This window comes from Acinetobacter sp. YH12105, from assembly GCF_013419095.1.
Classification (GTDB): domain Bacteria; phylum Pseudomonadota; class Gammaproteobacteria; order Pseudomonadales; family Moraxellaceae; genus Acinetobacter; species Acinetobacter pseudolwoffii.
In genome coordinates this window covers 170,958-191,742 of sequence record NZ_VPAU01000003.1, presented here as the reverse complement: position 1 = coordinate 191,742, position 20,785 = coordinate 170,958, and the positions used below count along the sequence as shown (strand labels likewise).

Sequence of the window (20,785 nt, the reverse complement as noted above, 5' to 3'; positions counted from 1 at the left end):
CTTTAAACTCGCCTATGCATATTAATTTTCTTGATCTTTTCCAAAACATGCAGCATCAGCTTGAGCAACCTCAGGCGGTGCTGGATGAAAATCTTCTCATTGAACTGATTGAAAGAATCAGACCGGAAGACAGCAGAAATACCGAAGAAATCGAAGCAAAGTTCAATGCATTTATCCAGGCTTTATTATTGACGCCGAATGCAGTTTCAGCATTACAGACATTTACCCTGCGGATCATTAACCGTTATAAACAGACCAGTCTGTTTTCCGATACCGGTATTTTGTCTCTGGATGGTTTCTGGAATCAGCTCAATCAGCGTATTGGCGCGCATATCCTGCCAGTTATTCCGGATCATCAGCAATTACAAGAATTATTTCGCAAGGTTTTTTATCAGCCGACCGATAAATACTGGCTCGACTATTTTGATGAAGATGACTGGCAACGCTTATTTTCAGTTCTCAATCAGGGTCACTCCAATCAGCCTGAAAAGACCCGCATTAAAGATCAACTGATCAAGGCACTGACCATTTTGTCGTATCGGATCAGTGGTATTGGTCTGCATCCTGAATTTATTAATGCACAGCCGGAACTGATGGAATATGAATCTCCTTTTCTGGTGCAGAACCGTGAGATTAACGAATTTATTCAGGAATACAAAAAACGCTATAACACGGTCACGCTGGTCGATTCGATCACCCCGCCAGATGCTTCGCAAGCACTGGTGATGCTGGAACAGTGTCATGATGTCGTGGCAAAAATTCGCCGCTCTACCAAACGGATTGGGGTCAGCGTGAGTCTGACCTATATGCTGGCACTGCTGGAGCAGTGTCTGGAGCGGGTTGAAATCCTGCTCAACATGGTCATGGACGAGGATGACCTGCGCTACCAGTCCATCGGCCTGTTTATTGCAGATATCACTGAAGCGATTTATAGCGAACGCAGTGTACGTGCCCTGCTGGCGACCAATAGTGAACTCCTGGCCTTGCAGGTGACTGAGAATGCTAGTAAAACCGGCGAGCACTATGTCAGTACTGACAAAAAAGGCTTTCTGGCCATGTACAAATCGGCCGCCGGTGCAGGTGCCATTATCGCAACAATGGCCACCCTGAAAATCCTGATGACACGCCTGAGCATGGCGCCTCTCATGCAGGCCTTTAGCTATAGCATGAATTATTCGCTGGGTTTTATGCTGATCCATGTGCTGCATTTTACCGTGGCGACCAAACAGCCAGCGATGACAGCCGCTGCACTGGCGGCCACAGTCCAGCAACGCAAAGGCTCAAAAATGGCGCAAATTGCCGAGCTGGCCGCGCTGATTGTGAATATTATCCGTACCCAGTTTGTGGCAATTCTGGGCAATATTTCGATTGCCATTCCGGTGGCGGCATTGATTACCTTAATGTGGGACGTTGCTCTGCATGAACCCTTAATGAATCATGCCAAGGCAACCAAAACCTTACATGACCTGAATCCCTTTACCTCTTTGGCAATTCCGCATGCTGCAATTGCCGGGGTATGTCTGTTCCTGTCCGGGTTATTGGCCGGTTATTTTGACAACATGGCCGTCTACCGCAAGGTAGGCCCCCGCCTGAAAGCCCATATACGTTTATCGCAATTGATGGGACAGGAACGGTTGTACCGGTTTGCAGATTATATTGAACGTAATCTGGGAGCGCTGGCAGGTAATTTCATGTTTGGCATCATGCTCGGCAGTATGGGCACCATTGGTTTTATTCTGGGGTTGCCGCTCGATATCCGGCATATTGCCTTTGCCTCGGCCAACTTTATTCAGGGCCTGATCAATATTAATGGCCCGGATATTGGCTTGATTGTGGTGTCTTTCCTCGGTGTGTTGTTGATTGGCCTGACCAACTTATTTGTCAGTTTCAGTTTGACCATTATTGTGGCCTTACGTGCACGACGGGTGCGTTTTGAACAGTGGAAACCGTTGGCAAAACTGGTCATGACTCACTTCCTGACCCGGCCAAGTGATTTCTTCTGGCCCCCCAAGCAAAGCATTGAAATTGACGAAAATCATACATCGACGAAATCTTAAAACTGCGACAATTACAGTATATTTAGCAACAAATTCCTTACTAAAAAAATGGAATTCGCATAAAATACGCACACTTGAAAAAAAGTGTACTGACAAGTACACTTCTATTCCAGACAATTAACCGATCTGCGAACGGTTAAAGGGACAAGGATTTTTGGCATGCATTACTTGTTACTTTTTGTCGGTATTTTATTTTTAATTTTCAGTGTGTTCATCCTGAATATCCCTGCTTTAAGCAAGCTTGATTTGCACGCAGTGGAAAGGATGAGTCTGTATCGCACCGAGTTTTGGAATCGAATTACTCTGTCCTTATCAGTGATAGGTGGCATGCCATTTGTATTATTTTTATCCACACTATGGTGTATTGCCTTGCTGTGGTATAAAAAGCATACAAGCGTAATTTTTATATGTATCGGAATTATCGGAGGAATACTCCTAGCTTGGCTGTTAAAGTTTGCAATTGCCCGACCCCGACCACCAGAGTCCTTGCATCTGGTTGAAAGTTTTGGAAGTTCCTTTCCAAGTGCGCATAGTCTGTATGCGGCATGTCTGGCTTGTCTGGCAATTTACATGTATCGGCAACATTCTCGCTTTACCATCATCATGATCGGTGCAGGCTTATGGATGCTGATGATGGGGATTTCAAGAGTTTATCTAGGCGTACATTTTCCTTCAGATGTCATATCCGGCTGGAGTATCAGTTTTATTTGGATTTCGTTGTGGTATATGGTCTGGATCAGATATTGCGCGGCGCACAAATAAGAAAATTTAGATAAAGATCTAATAGAGGTGAAACAATGATGTCTGCAAAGCTTTGGGCACCTGCCCTGACTGCTTGCGCATTAGCAACAAGTCTTGCACTTGTTGGTTGTAGCAAAGATCCAAAAGAGGGCCAGCAAGCTGGTGCTCAACAACAAATGCCACCGACTGAAGTCGGTGTTCTTGTTGCACAACCACAAAGTGTAGAGCAGTCTGTAGAGCTCTCGGGTCGTACAACAGCATTTGAAATTTCAGAAGTACGTCCGCAAGCCAGTGGTGTGGTGCTTAAACGCTTGTTCACTGAAGGCAGTTATGTGCGTGAAGGTCAGGCTCTGTACGAAATCGATTCAAGCACCAACCGTGCGACCGTGGATAATGCTCGTGCAGCAATTGCCCGTGCTGAAGCCAATCTGGGTGTATTACGTGTGAAGGAAGGCCGTTACCGCCAGCTGGTTGGAACCAATGCCATTTCTAAACAAGAATATGATGACATCGTGGCACAGGTCAAACTGGCTGAAGCCGATCTGAATGCCAACCGTGCCACCTTGCGTAATGCCGAAATTAACTTGGGCTATTCGACTGTACGTGCACCGATCTCGGGCCAGACCAACCGTTCGTCTGTCACTGCGGGTGCATTAGTGACGGCGAATCAACCAGAGCCATTGGTTACCATTCAGCGTTTAGATCCAATTTATGTGGATATCAACCAGTCCAGTGCTGAGCTTTTACGTTTACGTCAGCAGCTCAACAAAGGCGATTTGAATAGCTCAAACAACACTAAAGTGAAGTTAAAGCTTGAAGATGGCAGCATCTACCCGATTGAAGGCCGTCTTGCATTTTCGGATGCCAGCGTAAATCCGGAAACAGGTACGGTGACTTTACGTGCGGTATTCCCGAACAAAAACCATTTACTCCTGCCAGGTATGTTTGCGACTGCGCAAATCGTACAGGGTGAAGTGCCCAATGCCTTCCTGATCCCACAAGCGGCGTTGACCCGTACTCCAACAGGTCAGGCAATGGCGATGCTGGTCGGTGCTGATGGTAAAGTAGCACCACGTCCAGTCACGACCACCGGCTCTCAAGGCAACAACTGGATTGTGACTGAAGGTCTGAATCCAGGTGATAAAGTGATTGTGGACGGGATTGCAAAAGTGAAACCTGAACAGCAAGTTGTAGCTAAACCTTATCAACCTCAAGCTGCTGCGCCACAAGGTGCTGCACCGCAACAGCCTGCAGCAAGCGAGAAAAAGGCAGATGATGCAAAGAAAGAACAACCTGAACAAAAACCTGCTGCAAATGCATAAGGAGTAATGGTTCATGGCTCAATTCTTTATTCATCGCCCGATTTTTGCATGGGTGATTGCATTGGTTATCATGCTGGCCGGTATTTTAACCATCAGCAAAATGCCAATTGCACAATATCCAACGATTGCTCCGCCAACCGTGACCATTTCTGCGACTTATCCAGGTGCATCTGCTGAAACTGTTGAAAATACAGTGACCCAGATCATCGAGCAGCAGATGAACGGTATGGATGGCTTACGTTATATCTCGTCTAACAGTGCGGGTAACGGTTCTTCTTCTATTTCCTTGAACTTTGACCAGGGTGTTGATCCTGATATCGCACAGGTTCAGGTTCAGAACAAATTACAGTCTGCCACTGCACTTCTTCCCGAAGATGTACAGCGTCAGGGTGTGCGTGTCACCAAATCCGGTGCCAGCTTCCTTCAGGTATTGGCTTTCTATTCACCTGATGGCAGCCTGACCGCCGATGACATCAAAGACTATGTCAACTCGAATATTTCTGAACCTTTAAGCCGTGTGGCCGGGGTTGGTGAAGTTCAGGTCTTTGGTGGCTCTTATGCGATGCGCATCTGGCTAGATCCGGCCAAAATGGCTAGCCTGCAAGTAACACCGAGCGATATTGCGACTGCAATTCGCACCCAGAACGCACAGGTTGCGGTGGGTCAGCTTGGTGGTGCTCCTGCAGTTGAAGGTCAAGTGCTGAATGCGACCGTAACGGCTCAAAGCCTGTTACAAACTCCGGAACAGTTCAGCAATATCTTCCTGAAAAACACCACTTCGGGCGCGCAAGTTCGTCTGGGTGATGTGGCACGGGTGGAACTCGGTGCAGATAACTATCAGTTTGATTCGAAATTTAATGGCAAACCGGCTGGTGGTGTGGCAATTAAACTTGCCACAGGTGCTAACGCGCTTGATACAGCAAAAGCGGTTGAAGAACGCTTAGAACAGTTACGTCCGAACTATCCGCAAGGCATGGTCGATCAACTGGCCTTTGATACAACACCATTTATTGAACTGTCGATTAAGAGTGTGGTTAAGACCCTGATCGAAGCGATTATTCTGGTGTTCCTGGTCATGTTCTTGTTCTTGCAGAACTGGCGTGCCACGATTATTCCAACCATGGCTGTTCCAGTGGTGGTATTGGGCACCTTTGCGGTCATTAACGTTTTTGGCTTCTCGATCAACACCCTGACCATGTTTGCCATGGTACTGGCGATCGGTCTTCTGGTCGATGATGCGATTGTTGTAGTCGAGAACGTAGAACGGGTCATGGTGGAAGAGCATCTGGATCCGGTGTCTGCAACTGAAAAATCGATGAGACAGATTTCCGGCGCACTGATTGGTATTACCTCGGTGCTGTCTGCAGTATTCGTTCCAATGGCCTTCTTCGGTGGAACCACCGGGGTCATTTATCGTCAGTTCTCGATTACGCTGGTCACGGCAATGATCCTGTCACTGATTGTCGCCTTGACCTTTACCCCTGCCCTGTGTGCGACCCTGCTCAAACAGCATGATCCGAACAAGCCGGAAAGCAATGGTATCTTTGCGCGTTTCTTCCGCTGGTTTAACAGCAGCTTTGACAAGGTATCTGTGAAATATCAGGGCGGCGTGAATCGCATGACCCACAGTAAGATTTTCTCAGGTATCGTGTATGCGGTAGTATTGGGTATTATTGTGCTGTTGTTCCAGAAACTGCCGTCTTCATTCTTGCCGGATGAAGACCAGGGTGTGGTCATGGCACTGGTTCAGTTACCACCAAATGCCACTCTGGAACGTACCGACAAGGTGGTCAATACCATGACCAACTATTTCCTGGAAAACGAGAAAGATCATGTCGAGTCAGTCTTTAGTGTGGCGGGTTTCTCCTTTACCGGTGTGGGTCAAAACGCAGGTCTGGCCTTTATTAAACTGAGAGACTGGTCAGAACGTACTAGTCCGGAATCTCAAGTCGGTGCCATTATCCAGCGTGGTATGGCGCTAAACATGATTGTTAAAGATGCGTCTTACATCATGCCACTGCAATTACCTGCAATGCCTGAACTGGGTGTGTCGGCTGGCTTTAACTTACAGCTTAAGGCGGCAGGTGGTCAAAGTCATGACCAGCTTCTGGCAGCACGTAATGCGGTTCTGGGTCTGGCAGCACAAGACTCGCGTCTGGCGGGTGTGCGTCCAAATGGTCAGGAAGATAATCCACAGTACCGTGTCATTGTTGATCATGCACAAGCCGGTGCACTGGGTGTCAGCGTTGCCGAAATTAACAGTACTATGGGTATTGCTTGGGGCGGTTCGTATATCAATGACTTCATTGATCGCGGTCGGGTCAAGAAGGTATATGTTCAGGGTGAAGCTGGCTCACGTATGATGCCGGAAGATCTGGACCAGTGGTATGTGCGTAATAATCGCGGTGAAATGGTGCCTTTCTCGGCCTTTGCCACAGGCGAATGGACCTATGGTTCACCACGTCTTGAACGTTATAACGGCGTATCGTCGATGAACATTCAAGGTACACCGGCTCCGGGAATCAGTTCGGGTGATGCCATGGTGGCCATGGAAGAAATTGCGGCGAAGTTACCAGAAATGGGCTTAACCGGCTTTGACTTCGAATGGACCGGTCTGTCTTTGGAAGAACGTGAATCTGGTGCACAGGCGCCGTTCCTGTATGCCCTGTCACTCCTGATCGTATTCCTGTGTCTGGCAGCCCTGTATGAAAGCTGGTCGATTCCGTTCTCGGTTCTGCTGGTGGTGCCATTGGGTATCGTCGGTGCATTGCTCATGACTTATGGCGGGATGGTGCTGCTGCAAAACCCGAACCTGTCGAATAACATTTACTTCCAGGTGGCGATCATTGCCGTGATTGGTCTTTCTGCGAAAAATGCGATCTTGATCGTGGAATTTGCGAAAGAGCTACAAGAGCAAGGTGAAGATTTATTCGAAGCAACCTTGCATGCGGCGAAAATGCGTTTACGTCCAATTATCATGACCACTCTGGCCTTTGGTTTTGGTGTATTGCCGCTTGCCCTGGCTTCAGGTGCAGGTGCAGGTAGTCAGCACTCAGTCGGTTATGGTGTACTTGGTGGCGTGATCAGCTCGACCTTGTTAGGTATCTTCTTTATCCCGGTATTCTACGTGTGGATTCGAAGTATCTTTAAATACAAACCAAAACAACAAAATCAGGAGTATAAGTCGTAATGCAAAATGTATGGTCTATTACAGGTCGTAGCATTGCGGTATCTGCCCTTGCGCTTGCTTTGACAGCCTGTCAAAGCATGCGTGGTCCAGAGCCGGTTGCACAGGCAAATATCCCGAGCAGCTATACCAATGCGTCTGGTACTTCTGTAGCAGAACAAGGTTATAAAAACTTTTTTGCCGATCAGCGCCTGTTACAGGTGCTCGATCTGGCATTAAACAATAATCGTGATCTGCGCACTGCTGCCCTGAATATTCAACGCGCCCAGCAACAGTATCAGATTACTGAAAACAATCAGTTACCGACCATTGGTGCCAGTGGCAGCGTGTTACGTCAAGACACGGGCAGCAGCAATCCTCAAAGCCGCGGTGCTGTAACCACCTATAATGTAGGTCTGGGTGTAACCGCATTTGAGCTGGACTTTTGGGGGCGTGTACGTAGCTTAAGTGACAATGCACTGGATAACTTCCTGGCGACTCAAAGTGCGCGAGATGCGACGCAAATTGCGCTGATTGGTCAGGTGTCTCAAGCCTGGCTCAGCTATTCATTTGCCAATGCCAATCTGGATTTGGCTGAACAAACGCTAAAAGCACAGCTTGAATCGTTTAACCTGAACAAGAAACGTTTTGATGTCGGGATCGACAGCGAACTTCCTGTGCGTCAGGCCCAGATTTCCGTCGAAACGGCACGCAATGATGTCGCGAATTACCGCACTCAGGTGGCACAGGCACAAAACCTGTTAAACCTGCTGGTCGGTCAGCAAGTGCCTGCGACTTTATTGCCGGCACAACGCGTAACCCGCATCACGTCCAATACGGCACTGGGTGCAGGCTTGCCAAGTGATCTGCTGATTAACCGTCCAGATGTACGCGCTGCCGAGTATCGTCTGTCTGCAGCGGGTGCCAATATCGCGGCAGCACGCGCACGCCTGTTCCCGACCATCAGTTTGACCGGTTCAGCAGGTTATGCATCGACCGATTTAGGCGATCTGTTTAAATCAGGCAGTTTTGGCTGGTCCTTTGGCCCAAGTCTGGATATTCCAATTTTCGATTGGGGTACCCGTCAGGCCAATATCCAGATTTCTGAAACCGATCAGCAAATTGCATTATCAGATTACGAAAAGTCGATTCAAGCCGCTTTTCGTGAAGTAAATGATGCGCTAGCAGTTCGCCAAAACATCGGTGATCGTATTGCTGCACAGCGCCGTCTGGTAGAAGCCACCAATACCACCTATCGCTTGTCGCAGGCACGTTTTCGCGCCGGGATTGACAGCTATCTGACGGTACTGGATGCACAGCGCGCCTCTTATGCCGCAGAACAAGGCTTGCTCTTGCTTGAACAGGCCAACTTGAACAATCAGGTTGAAGTCTACAAGACCCTCGGTGGAGGCTTAAAAGTCAATACTACGGATACCCTGCCGAATCAGCCGTCCGTGACTGAACAACGCCGCGCAGCAGAACAGCAGGCGAAATAGATTTAAAATAGAAAAAGAAAAGCTCACTTCGGTGGGCTTTTTTATTGCATTTTCAAGGCAGTTTTCCTATTGTCATAGACCAGCAATTTATTTAGAAAACATACGCATGTTACTTAGCAATCTGGAATCTGTACCGGGACATACTATTCGCCAACAAATTGATGTGGTTTATGGCAGTACGGTACGCAGCAAACATGTCGGGCGTGATTTACTCGCTGGCCTGAAAAATATTGTCGGGGGTGAGCTTACTGCTTATACCGAGCTGCTGGAAGAATCCCGTCAGGAAGCGATGAACCGGATGGTTGAAAAAGCCCGTAGCATAGGTGCCAATGCGATTGTCGGTATTCGTTTCTCGACCTCCAATATTGCCCAAGGCGCCTCTGAACTGTTTGTCTATGGAACGGCGGTCATTGTTGATCCAGTCATGCCAAAATTACCCGACCCTTTTCCACAGGCAGAATAAGTCATGGACGGTTTAATTTTTCAGATCGTCATTTTTGTCATTCTGTTTAGCGTCGGTTTTGGCTTTGGTCGTTATAATGAACGCAAACATTTTCGTTATCTAGACGAACAGGAACAACGACTGGCTTATATCCAGGTCAACAACAGCCGCTTTATCTTATCTGAACATTCCGGACAGATGATCAGCAGTAATGTGGTCATTTCCCATGATTATTTTAAATACGCAATTGCCAATGTGCAGAACATGTTGGGAGGTCGTTTGACCAGCTATGAAAGCGTGGTAGAGCGGGCACGGCGTGAGGCGATTGTACGTTTAAAACTTGAAGCTGAAAGAATCGGAGCCACCCAGATTATGGGGATTCGGCTGAGCACTACGGAACTGGGCATGCAAGGCGGTATGGTCGAAGTCTTTGCTTATGGCACTGCAATTCAGCAGTCTACTTCACTAATCTAAAAATAGCTATATAAACAATAGCATGCAGATGGTTAGTTCATGTTGCGCAGTACGCGCAGATAATTACTGAATGTGGATCAACTCGCTTATCGACTGGGGATGCAATATCATAGAAGAAGTGATTAAGCTCAAAGTTAGCGGCATAAATACAAATAATATGATGCCGTTTCTTCAGTCGATCAAACGGCACTCAATCCCATCTGTATTGCCTTATTATTTTTCTACGTCTTAAGCCGCATTGCTTAGAGAACGGCAGCAAGCTAAATGGCTATACATTGCCGAATTGACCGCCACCACCCAGCTTAAAAGTGCCCTTTTTAAATATTGGTGAACGAGATGGGTGCACTAATTCAGGCTGTTAGGCTCTTGCGTAATTCATCTTCAACGATACTGAGTTCAATTTCACTAAATTTACGAATCTCGCCTTCTGCATGCTTTTCCAGCATACCGCCGAGCAACGGCACTTTGACCTTTACTGTCCAGTTGAGCTGAAACTGGATCTGGTCTTCATCTCCAGTGACTGCACGCTGACAGGTCGCCTCGATCGGTAAATTTGCCCCGAGTTGTACCGTCGATGTCATTTGATTCAGATCGCTGATATCGGTACGCTGCAAACGGAATGCATCCTTGAGTAATTTTTTTGCCATATCCGGGATGTTGACATCCAGATTATAGGCACGTTTCAAGGTATACATATGCCCCTGCTTTTCCGAGACCAGAATTTCTAAATTTTGCGCAGGAATTCGATGACAGACTGCCTCATGCAAACGAATATCATTGGCCAGACGTTTAAATTCATCAATAGACACGCCATTGATAATTGCTTTCACAGTGAACTGATGTGCCATGCTATTTTTCCTTATTTTTATTGCATTATTCGCTTAGGTCACTCCGGACTATCGCAAATAAAACCAAACACAGAGATGATTCTGCAATTTATATCAACTTTATAGCATCTGTCATTATTCTTTTATCGGGAAATAGCGGCAATTCGGTCAATCTTTGCAAGATAGTTTTGCAGACAACTGTGTCTGGCCACAACTGATCTGTAGCTGCGCTGTGGCATAGTCAATCACGACATGAAATTCATCGGCGCCATCGTCTAAACCGGACACATACCATGTGGTTCCGTTTGGAAAATCCTGCAACCAGTCTGCTTTATAAAAGTCTGAAACCGAATCAAACTGCACATACAGTTCAGGCTGCGCTTCGATCTTCATTGCCAGAGCCATAAACTTCTGTAATTGCGCCTGCTGAAAATCAATAATCATACTATTTCCCCCTGTTTAGACATGATGATAGCGCAGCGATCTTCATATATGTTTAAAGGGTTCTTCTCGCTATACGACTGCCGAGTTTTGACATCTGGCCCATTATTGGATTAAACATAAGCTAGCGCACAAAAAACAAGATCTCATCCAATATAACGAAGGATATACTCATGGTGCAGGGAAAAATGCAGGTAGAAAGTGTCCAGTTTCTGGCAGAAGATGGTTATAGCTTAAGTGGCAAACTCTACCGTACACCGTCTGTGGCGAAGGCCAATATTGTCGTTGCCTGTGCGACGGGAGTACCGCAAGCGTTTTATCGCCGTTTTGCAGAATATGCAACTCATGCCGGTTTTCAGGTGCTGACCTTCGATTATCGAGGGGTGGCCGCTTCCGCACCGAAACAGCTCAAAGGCTTTAAAATGTCTTATCTGGACTGGGGAGAATATGATCTAAGTGCGGCAATTGAATATTTGGGCCGGACAGGACTGGATATTTATATGATTGGCCATTCCTATGGAGGTCAGGCATTAGGTCTGTGTAAACATCATGACCGCATCGAAGCGATGTACTGTTATGGCACAGGCGCCGGCTGGCATGGTTATATGCCGCTCAAGGAAAAAATCAAGGTTCAGATGATCTGGAATATTGTTTTCCCTCCACTCGTAGCAATCACCGGCTATTTGCCATGGAGCAAATTTAACATGGGTGCAGACTTGCCACGTGATGTCTATCGTCAGTGGCGTAAGTGGTGCAAATATCCGACCTATTTCTTTGCCGATCCGGATTTGAAAGACTTACACATACGTTATGCTGCGGTAAGTACTCCGATTTATGCGGTTGCTGCTCTCGATGATGCCTGGGCCCTGCCTAATTCCAGACATGCTTTTATGCAATATTACCGTCAGGCAAACGTGCATTATATTGATCTTAAAGCTGAAGATTATGGTTTAAAGGACATTGGTCATATGGGCTATTTCCGTCAGGGGGCAGAAAAAATCTGGCAAGATGCCTTAAATACCTTTTCCGAATTACATCGGCTTAAATATGCAGCTTGATGTTTAACGCCTATCGTCTCCTGCAAAACTTACAAGCTTCCTGAGCAGAGAGATCAAGCACAATCTGACTGTAAAAGATCGGTACGAATTTCCTGACGATGCTCTTGGCCAAAACGGTCGACATGCGTATAAAACACGCCATAGCGGCCGACATAATATTCCAGTGACTGATGGTAAAAATTCCAGAAAATCGACCACTCCCCTAAATCCATCTGACGAATTTGTGTACTGCTTTGCATGGGCATTTTTTGCAAGATTTCCTGCTGTAACTGCTCTGCCTGTGCCCTGTCCTGAATAGCTACATGACGCTGAAAAAACAGCTGAGCAACATCATCAAACAGTTCCAGTTCATAAGCATCAACCAGATGCACCTGTTCCTCATGCGTAGTCATGACATGTTCTGAAATACTGGCAATTTGTTCAGGTTTTTCTGCACGCTGCGCAGAGAGATAAGACTGGGTTTTATAAATTTTCCGCCCCACGATCCAGGCGGCATTGAACAGCAAAAAAATACACAGCAAGAGCAACAATTTAAACATAGTAGATCATCTCGTGTGGCTGATTTTATTTTTATTACCGAGCACTTCATATTCATTTGAATAATGGCCTAACACCTAGCATACGTCTATTTTTTAGACAGTGCAAACTCCTGCACTATTTCGATGATGGCATCCTTGACTCGATTTTATGGGGATTTAAAGTAAGCACGGCGATTCTAGCAAAGCTTGCTGTAAATTTGAGCACCCGCTCCTGAGAAGCGTTGATTTTAGAAAATCAGATAAACAAAACCGACAGATCAGCAACATAAGTTATCTTCACCTACTGGTTTTTAAGAAAATCCTCTCAAAAAACTACAAGATTGTTATTTTGTTTCAACCTGCATTTCTCTTCCAATGAAGCCTTCCTGTAAATGTTCGAGAAAATGAATAACATGGTGATTCGTGAAGGGAAGATTCAGGATATACCTCAAATTATTCAGGTGATTCATGACAGTATTCAATCTTGTGTTTTAGATCATCAACGTGAGGACAGTCGCATCCAAAGCTGGCTGGAAAAATTTGATCACGCCAGCCTGATTGTCGATATGCTTTATAACGATTGTTGGGTTTGCCTTGTGCACGACAAAGTAGTCGGGTTTTTATTGGTCAGTGATACTGGAGAAATCCGGATGCATTATGTCGCCCCACATTGCCAGAGGCTTGGATTTGGCACCAAATTATTTAATCAAATGCATGCAGCATTAGTAGAGAAAAAAATCTATCAGATTGCAGTCAAGTCGACTCAAACAGCCCTCAGCTATTATCAGCGATGTGGATTTGATTCCAGCCCTGCACATTCACAAGATGATGGATCATATCTGTATAAATACGTTTTTTAATCCGCGCCCTGCTCAAAGTTTAATTGATCACGCCCGGTGTGTTTGGCCAGATACAGCTGCACATCTGCAGCTTTCATCAAGGCATGAATATCGGCATATTGATGTTGTGGGCTTATCCAAGCCGCGCCCACACTGACCGTGATCCAGGCTTTGCCATCCGGCCGGTTTAGATGTTCAAATTGTTGTTCCCGAACCTGCTGAATGACACGTTCCAGATATTGCAGGGCAACCGGAATCGGTATATCACCAAGCAGAATGGCAAATTCCTCCCCGCCATAACGCGCCAGATAACCCGATTGAGGCAAGCTGGCCTGAATCACCTTAACCAGGTTTTGTAGAATCTCATCACCCTTTAAATGGCCATAATGATCATTATAATTTTTAAAATAATCAACATCCAGCATGGCAAAAAGCAGTGTGGCATGTGAATGTTGCTGGCTTTGCAAAAACTTCTGCTGGATTTCACTATTTAAAGCACGCCGGTTAAAAGCACCGGTCAGCGCATCAATCTTCATCTGATGTTCCAGTTTGGCATTCAGTTGATGCAGTTGCTGGGTACGTTCTTTGACTTTTTGATCAAGCGAACTGTTGAGCTCGATGAGGTTAAAATTTAGCTGTTCTGTCTGATAAGTTTGATGCGCATAGTGTCTAGACTGCTGAAACATAATCAACAAGGCATATAAACTGGTGGAAATGAAAGACAAATGTGTGGTTTGAATGACATTAATCAGCAAGAGATAGTCATTTAAAAATGTCAGACACAAGAAAATAATGGCAAACAGATTCAGGCGTGAATACGGTTGCTTATCACGTAGGGTCTGATAAAACCCGTACATAAAATTCCCAATAATCACCAGACCATAAATCGCACTATAGAGCGCAAGACGTTCAAATAACTCGGGGGTAGAAAATAGCGTCACACTGATATTCAAAATCAATAAGACGATCGCAATATAATAAATCAGCGGTTTTAAATAGCGCTGATTAAACAGATGCATATAACTGAGGAAAAACAATACCGCCAGAAACGTAAACAGATACTCTAAACGTGTTCCCCATAACCAGTCGATATTGGTAAATACCGAATAAGCATAGGGCGCTGAAAACATATTATGCAGGGCCAGAAAGATAATAAAACAGCCAAACACAAAAATGCTTTTGCTATTACGCTCTTTCGATCCTCGAAATATTGAAAACAGGATATTGAAAACACCCACCCCGAGTACTGCGCCACAGGCCATGGCAATACTCATCATCAACTGCTGGAATTGACGATTGACTGTACCTGCGACCCCAATCTGCATTGGGCGTTCCAGCCCTCCATGCAAATGAGTGTAATTCGAGGCCTGAATGCTTAAGGTAATGTATTCACTGTCTGCAACGAAATAGCCAATCCGGGGGGCTTTTTCAGTGATCTGCTGTTCAGGTGTTTTACTGATTTGCCCAAGCCGGACAATAAACTCGCCATTTACATAGACCCGATAAGCGCCATATTGAGCAGGAATCCGAATGGCAATCCGGCGTCCGATAAATTCTTTAGGAATTTTATAATGGCTAATAAATGTGCCATAACCAATATTTGAGTTGGTCAGTATTTTAAAAGAAGCCGGCAATTCCACTGTTTTTGATAACAGTACGGAACTTGGCTGGACAATAAACTGGCTCGGATAAAATAACCATTTCCCCTGCAAAGGGCTGCTGCTGTGTTCGCTAAAATGAATTTCAGAGATATGATCACGGAACTGCTGCTGCACCCCGGGGGATGTGGCAGCGATCTGGGCAGATACTGAAGTGCTCATCAAGATGCCCCAACTTATGGCCCAAACCCACATTACAAAATAGACATTCCTTATCACGTTTTGCAAAGACAGTAGTTTCCTGAAAAAGAGCTTTATTCTTCTTATAATCTACTTGGAATATCAGGGAGTTCAAATATTTTTTTGTAGTTTATCGGAAGAAGCCCCCAATACTGAGACTTCTCCCGATCAGCATTCACTCATGATACTGAATGAATCTTATTTCAATGAATTAATCACGTGTTTTTACATCAAACAGTTCAATTTCAAAAATCAGGTCTGAATTGGCTGGAATCACTTTGCCCATTTTACGTTCGCCATAGGCCAAATGTGCCGGCACCAGCAGTTTACGTTTACCGCCCACTTTCATGCCCAAAATGCCCTGATCCCAACCTTTGATCACACGGCCTGTTCCGATCACGGTTTCAAAATAATTACCGCGATCAATCGATGAATCAAACTTGGTTCCATCTTCTAGCCAGCCGGTATAGTGTGTGGTAATCAGCGCGCCTTTTACCGCCTCTTTCCCTTCGCCTACTTTTAAATCAATAATTTCAAGTTCGTTAATCATGCTTATTTACCTGAGATTGGCATAAATTCAAAACCCAGTATAAACCGGATTGATTGATTTTTTTAGGCTTTAGTCCTTGATGGATTAAAAGCTGAGTTCCTGAATATTCTGATCATTGAGTAAATGCAGGGTGAGTTTTTGATGGTTTTTGGCCGATCCCATCAGCACCCATCTTCCGCTAATCTGCTGCTCAACCTTGCGCTGTGAAGAATGCATGACTTTTAGCTTATATTGTTTGAAAAGCGATTCATAATGGTTGAGCTCATGTTTCTCAAAAGGACAGACAATTTCGTAATTACGTTCCTGATTCAGCGACTCGATCCCGCGCTGTACATACATCAGTAGAACCAGCACCACCATGACCATTAAAGTGGCCCAGATACTCAGGATTTCATAACCCGCACCGGCTGCCATGCCCAGTGCTGCAGTCATCCAGATGGTGGTGGCCGTGGTAATTCCTGAAATACGGTTCTCATCTTTGAGAATGACCCCTGCCCCTAAAAAGCCTAGCCCCGTCAGGACATTGGCCGCCAGCCGGTCAGGATTTTCCACACCTATTTTCAGGGAAATGATAGTAAACAGACAGGAGCTGAGACTGACCATGATCATGGTACGCAGTCCGGCAGATTTACTATGATATTCACGTTCTGCACCAATAATGGCTCCGATCGCGACGGCCAGCAGTAAATCATAAAGTTCATGGTACATGACATAACCCTGAGTATTTTTATCCCTCAGGTATACGCAATTTAAGCGACAGGATACAAGTCCAGACGTGCATCCTTATGCGTCCTTATTGTAACTGTTCCCACTCGACCAGCACCTGCCCCTGATCGCCAATCAGAGTCCATTCACCATCCATCACATTGAGCTGTAACTGCATGGTGCGTGCACATAATTGTGGCAATGCATCGGTGGTTGTAGTCGATAATTTCCACACCTCCACATTCTTTAACGTCTTTAATTTGCTGCTGCGCTTATACCATTCATCTACCGCAGAACCATAGGTCACCACAGCCACTTGCTTACAGCGCGCACTGGCTTTTTTGACTTTATCTTCATCCGGGCTACCGACTTCAATCCATTTCACCAATTGACCAGTGAGGTCTTTTTCCCACAAGGCCGGCTCATCGGTTTCAAACAGATCCTTGGTAAATTCCAGCGCTTCATCGGCATAACGCGCATACGCCAGAATACGCACCATCAGGCGTTCAATGGTTTCTGAAGGATGCAGCGCCATCGTCAACTGATAATCTGCATAACGGTGCGTATCCATATCTGCAATATTCAAATCAACCTTATAAATCGTCGCTTTTAACGCCATAACACAATCCTCAAATTTGGCGCCTAGCATATAAGATTTAGCAGTATTTTGCTGAACAGATTTAGGTCAATAACTCATTCAGCGCCTTAGCAACAGTACTATTATTTTTCCGGATCAATACGGCATTGCATCAACGCGCTTTCAAACTCCAGCCAATCCCGTGACTGTTGATAAATCACTTCGATCCGGTTATCAATACCTGCCTCAACCGACTGATAATTAAACTGCTCCGGATTGAAATTAAAGCTTTTCCAGTCCTGATCGGTATTAAAAATTCCTTTGATTCTGAGCCAGTCTTTTTGTTCACACAGCAAGTCGAGCAAATCATAAAAATGAAATTGCCAGCGTTTTGGCAACTTCCAGCCCGCAACCTGATAGCCCTGCGCGCTTTCCACATAATGATAAGGCAGCTGCTGAATCAGCACGGGTGCCTCTGGGGAAGGATTGATCTGTTGCTGTTTTAATAAAGGCTGGAGCTGACGTACAGAACCTTGATAATCCTGTTTAATCTGCTCAATACTCAGCTGTCCCTGCTCTGTGCACAACCACTGCTGGGCATAGACTTGATATTCCGCCTGAAGCTGCGTAAGCGCAGCATGATCTTCGGCTGTCATTAAATCTGTATGTGAAATCACCACAATCTGCGCGGCCTTAAGCTGATCTGCATACAGATTTTGCTGTGACCAATCCTGATCATGCAAACGTGAACCATCGACCACCGTGACCAAAGCCTGCATGTTTAAATGACTGTGCCAATGCGGTTCCGTCAACTGTTCTAACAATTGTGCAGGATGTCCCAGCCCGGTCGGCTCGATAAACAGCCGATCCGGTTTCACTTCGGACAGTAAACGTGACAAGGCAATCTGCATCGGCAACTGACTACTACAACATAGGCAGCCACCCAGTAATTCCTTTACCGCATAGCCTGAATCTTGTGGCAATAACTGCTGGTCGACCCCGATCTGACCGAACTCATTCATCAGTACGGCCCAGATTTCCTGTTCAGGTTTCTGCTGTAATAAATGCTTAAGCAGTGTGGTTTTACCCGCCCCCAAAAATCCAGAAATGATATGGACAGGAATCGGCTGTGCTGCGGACAGAATTTTCAAAATCGGTTCTCAAGAGATTAAATAGACAAGATCATGCCCTGTATTATAGGGCACAGCATGGTTTTAGAGACATTTTCTTGCTCAATGGCGACTTGAAACTATCAGTTTATAAGTTAATAGAATTATCTCAAATAGAGAATCTTGATGTTTATTCATATTTAAAATTCAGCTTTTTTGAAACATTCATATACATTTTCATTAAATAGAACACTGCATAATTAACAGTAATTAAACAACTTTCTGCATTGTGTATATGCTGAGTTATTCACTCCGTGTCGCTTTTGTTAATTGATTTGCTCATCAAAATTTCAGTGCTTAGGATGAACTCCTGTCGAATTGATGTGATGGTCAGCTCGGCAAATTACATGACATAAATAAAGGATGCCAAAAATGAAATATGCACAAATCTTACTTGCAACAACGCTTACTGCTGCTGCAGCCACCAGCTTTGCCGCGACTGAAACAACAAACGCAAATACAAACACTGAAGAAAAAGTGATTGTCAGTACCCAGGAATTGCCTGAGTCAAATGCTCCGGTTGCTGGCGCAAATGCAGAACAACCAGCTGCATCTGAAGCTGCTGCAGAAAGCGCAACACCTGCACAACCTGCAGCACGTTAAGTGATTTAACGACGGGTTAAATGATCAAAGAAAATATCAGGGCAGTATTTCTCCAGTAGGCTTAGCCTGTACTGCCTCATATTGATCGATGCTGAATCATGCTTTGCGCGGGTTCAGCATTTTTGTTGACTAGATTTAAATGCCCATCATAGTTAAAACTGATCACAGGATTGAGAATGACTATTGAATTATTTTAAATTTATCATTTAAATTCAGTTATTTGCATAAGAAAAAGCCACTTAAGATTAATATTATTGATATAGCTCAACTACTATCGCCTAACTTGTTTACAACTCAGAACTGTCCCTTAATAGATTGAAATGCAAGTCGATTGAATGGACATTCACTATGAGCAATACCAATTACAGCACTGATGTAGCAATCCTCGGCGCTGGGCCTGTAGGCTTAACCATTGCCAACTATCTGAGCAAGCAAGGCGTGAGCGTCACGATGGTCGAGCAACTCGATAGTTTGATTGATTATCCACGTGCCATTGGGATCGATGATGAATCTTTGCGTACCATTCAATCCTTAGGTTTGGTCGATCAAGTCTTGCCCCATACCACGCCCAATCATGCCATGCGCTTTTTAACACCTAAGGGTCGCTGTTTTGCAGATATTCAACCTTTAACCCGTGAATTTGGATTTTCACGCCGTAATGCCTTTATTCAGCCACAAGTCGATCAGATTCTGCTTCAGAGCTTAAAACAATATGAAAATACGCAGGTACTGTTCTCACGTCAATTGACCCAGTTTAGTCAGGATGCCGAGGGTGTAACACTTAACCTGCAAAACGAACAAGGGAATACAGAAACAGTCCGTGCCCAGTACCTGATTGCCTGTGATGGCGGTAACTCTTATGTACGCCGTAATCTGGGCATTGCTTTTGAGGGTGAAACTGCACCAAATCAGTGGATCGTAATCGATCTTGAAAATGATCCGCTTGCGACACCGCATATTTACCTGTGTTGTGATCCGGTACGTCCTTATGTATCCGCCGCATTGCCCCATGGAATTCGCCGTTTTGAATTTATGGTCATGCCGGGTGAAACTCAGGAAGAACTCAGCAAACCGGAAAATATTGCCAAATTACTGGCCAAAGTGCTTCCAAGTACCGACGGCATCGAAGTGATCCGTCAACGTGTTTATACACATAATGCCCGTATTGCGGACAAATTCCGGGTAGACCGCATTTTACTGGCAGGTGATGCTGCGCACATTATGCCCGTCTGGCAAGGTCAGGGTTATAACAGCGGGATGCGGGATGCCTTTAACCTGGCCTGGAAAGTCGCACTGGTGGTTCAAGGCAAAACCGGCCCAGAACTTTTAGATTCGTATCAGATTGAACGTAAAGACCATGCCAAAGCCATGATTGATCTTTCCGTGATGGCCGGTCATGTATTGGCACCACCAAAAAAGTGGCAAGGTTTTGTCCGTGACGGTATCGCCTATGCCCTGAACTATATCAAGCCGATCAAACAGTACCTGCTGGAAATGCGCTTTAAACCGATGCCGAAATATCATGATGGTGTGCTTTTGAGCAACGGCGCCAAAAATTCTCCAATTGGCAAGATGTTCATTCAGCCTCAAGTTCAGCTTGTATCAGGTGAAACAGTGTTACTGGATGAAGTCATCGGCAATGATTTTGCCATTATTGCCTGGGGTGTCGATCCAAAATGGGGCCTGAGTCCAGAGACACTGCAACAGTGGAAAACCCTCGGGGTAAAATTCATTCAGGTGATTCCGGCAGTGCAGTTACAAAATACCCAGCGCCAACCGTTTGAAGATGTCATCACCATTGGTGATAACGGCACAGAAATTCGCTCCTGGTTTGGCAATACTTCCGATTCAGTGGTGATCTTGCGTCCTGACCGTTTTGTGGCCGCACTGGCCATTCCACAATCACTGGAAAACACCAGCCAGCAACTGTTTAAAAAGCTGTACCTGAAATAATTTTAAGGT

The 20,785-nt window shown here is 45.5% G+C and carries 19 protein-coding genes; 11 read left to right on the top strand and 8 right to left on the bottom strand.

Features of this window, described 5'->3' with window-relative positions; all coding sequences use genetic code 11:
• Positions 1 to 14 precede the first annotated feature (14 nt).
• The 7 genes from FTU44_RS04350 to FTU44_RS04320 all read left to right on the top strand — a co-directional run bounded on the left by FTU44_RS04350 (position 15) and on the right by FTU44_RS04320 (position 9,698).
• Entirely contained in the window at positions 15 to 2,057 is a 2,043-nt protein-coding gene (locus FTU44_RS04350; protein WP_034608441.1) for a site-specific recombinase, read from the top strand.
• A 159-nt stretch (positions 2,058 to 2,216) separates the two neighbouring features.
• Complete coding sequence (locus tag FTU44_RS04345) at positions 2,217 to 2,819, top strand: phosphatase PAP2 family protein (protein WP_074383416.1); 603 nt, start codon at positions 2,217 to 2,219, stop codon at positions 2,817 to 2,819.
• Between the two features lie 35 nt (positions 2,820 to 2,854).
• Entirely contained in the window at positions 2,855 to 4,120 is a 1,266-nt protein-coding gene (locus FTU44_RS04340) for an efflux RND transporter periplasmic adaptor subunit (protein WP_034608437.1), read from the top strand.
• Between the two features lie 13 nt (positions 4,121 to 4,133).
• Positions 4,134 to 7,310: an efflux RND transporter permease subunit gene (locus tag FTU44_RS04335; RefSeq protein WP_005169787.1), complete on the top strand. Its 3,177-nt coding sequence runs from the start codon at positions 4,134 to 4,136 to the stop codon at positions 7,308 to 7,310.
• The gene (adeK, locus tag FTU44_RS04330) at positions 7,310 to 8,782 is read left to right on the top strand and encodes a multidrug efflux RND transporter AdeIJK outer membrane channel subunit AdeK (RefSeq protein WP_180049593.1); all 1,473 of its coding nucleotides are present in this window, start codon (positions 7,310 to 7,312) and stop codon (positions 8,780 to 8,782) included. The genes FTU44_RS04335 and adeK overlap by 1 nt, the downstream gene beginning before the upstream one ends.
• 106 nt (positions 8,783 to 8,888) lie before the next feature.
• Positions 8,889 to 9,245, top strand: a complete 357-nt coding sequence (locus tag FTU44_RS04325) for a YbjQ family protein (protein ID WP_180049592.1) — start codon at positions 8,889 to 8,891, stop codon at positions 9,243 to 9,245.
• 3 nt (positions 9,246 to 9,248) lie between these two features.
• A complete protein-coding gene (locus tag FTU44_RS04320) occupies positions 9,249 to 9,698 on the top strand; it encodes a YbjQ family protein (protein ID WP_180049590.1) in 450 nt (149 codons plus the stop codon).
• A 350-nt stretch (positions 9,699 to 10,048) separates the two neighbouring features.
• Here FTU44_RS04320 and FTU44_RS04315 read toward each other — a convergent pair whose 3' ends face one another.
• Positions 10,049 to 10,546, bottom strand: a complete 498-nt coding sequence (locus tag FTU44_RS04315; RefSeq protein WP_005097789.1) for a DUF2505 family protein — start codon at positions 10,544 to 10,546, stop codon at positions 10,049 to 10,051.
• A 147-nt stretch (positions 10,547 to 10,693) separates the two neighbouring features.
• Complete coding sequence (locus FTU44_RS04310) at positions 10,694 to 10,969, bottom strand: hypothetical protein (protein WP_159516113.1); 276 nt, start codon at positions 10,967 to 10,969, stop codon at positions 10,694 to 10,696.
• 170 nt (positions 10,970 to 11,139) lie between these two features.
• On the opposite strand from FTU44_RS04310, the gene FTU44_RS04305 reads away from it, so the two are divergent.
• Complete coding sequence (locus FTU44_RS04305) at positions 11,140 to 12,024, top strand: alpha/beta fold hydrolase (protein WP_180049588.1); 885 nt, start codon at positions 11,140 to 11,142, stop codon at positions 12,022 to 12,024.
• 53 nt (positions 12,025 to 12,077) lie between these two features.
• Here the strand turns inward: FTU44_RS04305 and FTU44_RS04300 are convergent, their stop codons facing one another.
• Positions 12,078 to 12,563 carry a hypothetical protein gene (locus FTU44_RS04300; RefSeq protein ID WP_005169777.1) on the bottom strand — a complete coding sequence of 162 codons (486 nt, stop codon included), beginning with the start codon at positions 12,561 to 12,563 and terminating at the stop codon, positions 12,078 to 12,080.
• Between the two features lie 371 nt (positions 12,564 to 12,934).
• Here FTU44_RS04300 and FTU44_RS04295 point away from each other — a divergent pair, with 371 nt between their 5' ends.
• The gene (locus FTU44_RS04295) at positions 12,935 to 13,402 is read left to right on the top strand and encodes a GNAT family N-acetyltransferase (protein WP_005097793.1); all 468 of its coding nucleotides are present in this window, start codon (positions 12,935 to 12,937) and stop codon (positions 13,400 to 13,402) included.
• Here the strand turns inward: FTU44_RS04295 and FTU44_RS04290 are convergent.
• From FTU44_RS04290 to FTU44_RS04270, 5 genes are all read right to left on the bottom strand, one after another.
• Positions 13,399 to 15,201, bottom strand: coding sequence for a diguanylate cyclase (locus FTU44_RS04290; protein WP_179999879.1), 1,803 nt, complete (start codon positions 15,199 to 15,201; stop codon positions 13,399 to 13,401). The two genes, FTU44_RS04295 and FTU44_RS04290, sit on opposite strands and share 4 nt — an antisense overlap.
• A gap of 229 nt (positions 15,202 to 15,430) precedes the next feature.
• Complete coding sequence (locus FTU44_RS04285) at positions 15,431 to 15,769, bottom strand: FKBP-type peptidyl-prolyl cis-trans isomerase (RefSeq protein ID WP_005097798.1); 339 nt, start codon at positions 15,767 to 15,769, stop codon at positions 15,431 to 15,433.
• A gap of 84 nt (positions 15,770 to 15,853) precedes the next feature.
• Positions 15,854 to 16,477, bottom strand: a complete 624-nt coding sequence (locus FTU44_RS04280; protein WP_005097799.1) for an MgtC/SapB family protein — start codon at positions 16,475 to 16,477, stop codon at positions 15,854 to 15,856.
• Between the two features lie 85 nt (positions 16,478 to 16,562).
• A complete protein-coding gene (locus FTU44_RS04275) occupies positions 16,563 to 17,093 on the bottom strand; it encodes a YaeQ family protein (RefSeq protein WP_005169770.1) in 531 nt (176 codons plus the stop codon).
• Positions 17,094 to 17,194: 101 nt separating this feature from the next.
• Positions 17,195 to 18,202, bottom strand: coding sequence for a GTP-binding protein (locus FTU44_RS04270; RefSeq protein WP_100357878.1), 1,008 nt, complete (start codon positions 18,200 to 18,202; stop codon positions 17,195 to 17,197).
• Between the two features lie 390 nt (positions 18,203 to 18,592).
• Here FTU44_RS04270 and FTU44_RS04265 point away from each other — a divergent pair, with 390 nt between their 5' ends.
• Entirely contained in the window at positions 18,593 to 18,823 is a 231-nt protein-coding gene (locus FTU44_RS04265; RefSeq protein WP_005097806.1) for a hypothetical protein, read from the top strand.
• A gap of 348 nt (positions 18,824 to 19,171) precedes the next feature.
• Positions 19,172 to 20,776 (top strand): bifunctional 3-(3-hydroxy-phenyl)propionate/3-hydroxycinnamic acid hydroxylase, encoded by a 1,605-nt coding sequence (locus tag FTU44_RS04260; protein WP_005169764.1) that lies wholly within the window; start codon positions 19,172 to 19,174, stop codon positions 20,774 to 20,776.
• The last annotated feature ends 9 nt before the right edge of the window (positions 20,777 to 20,785 follow it).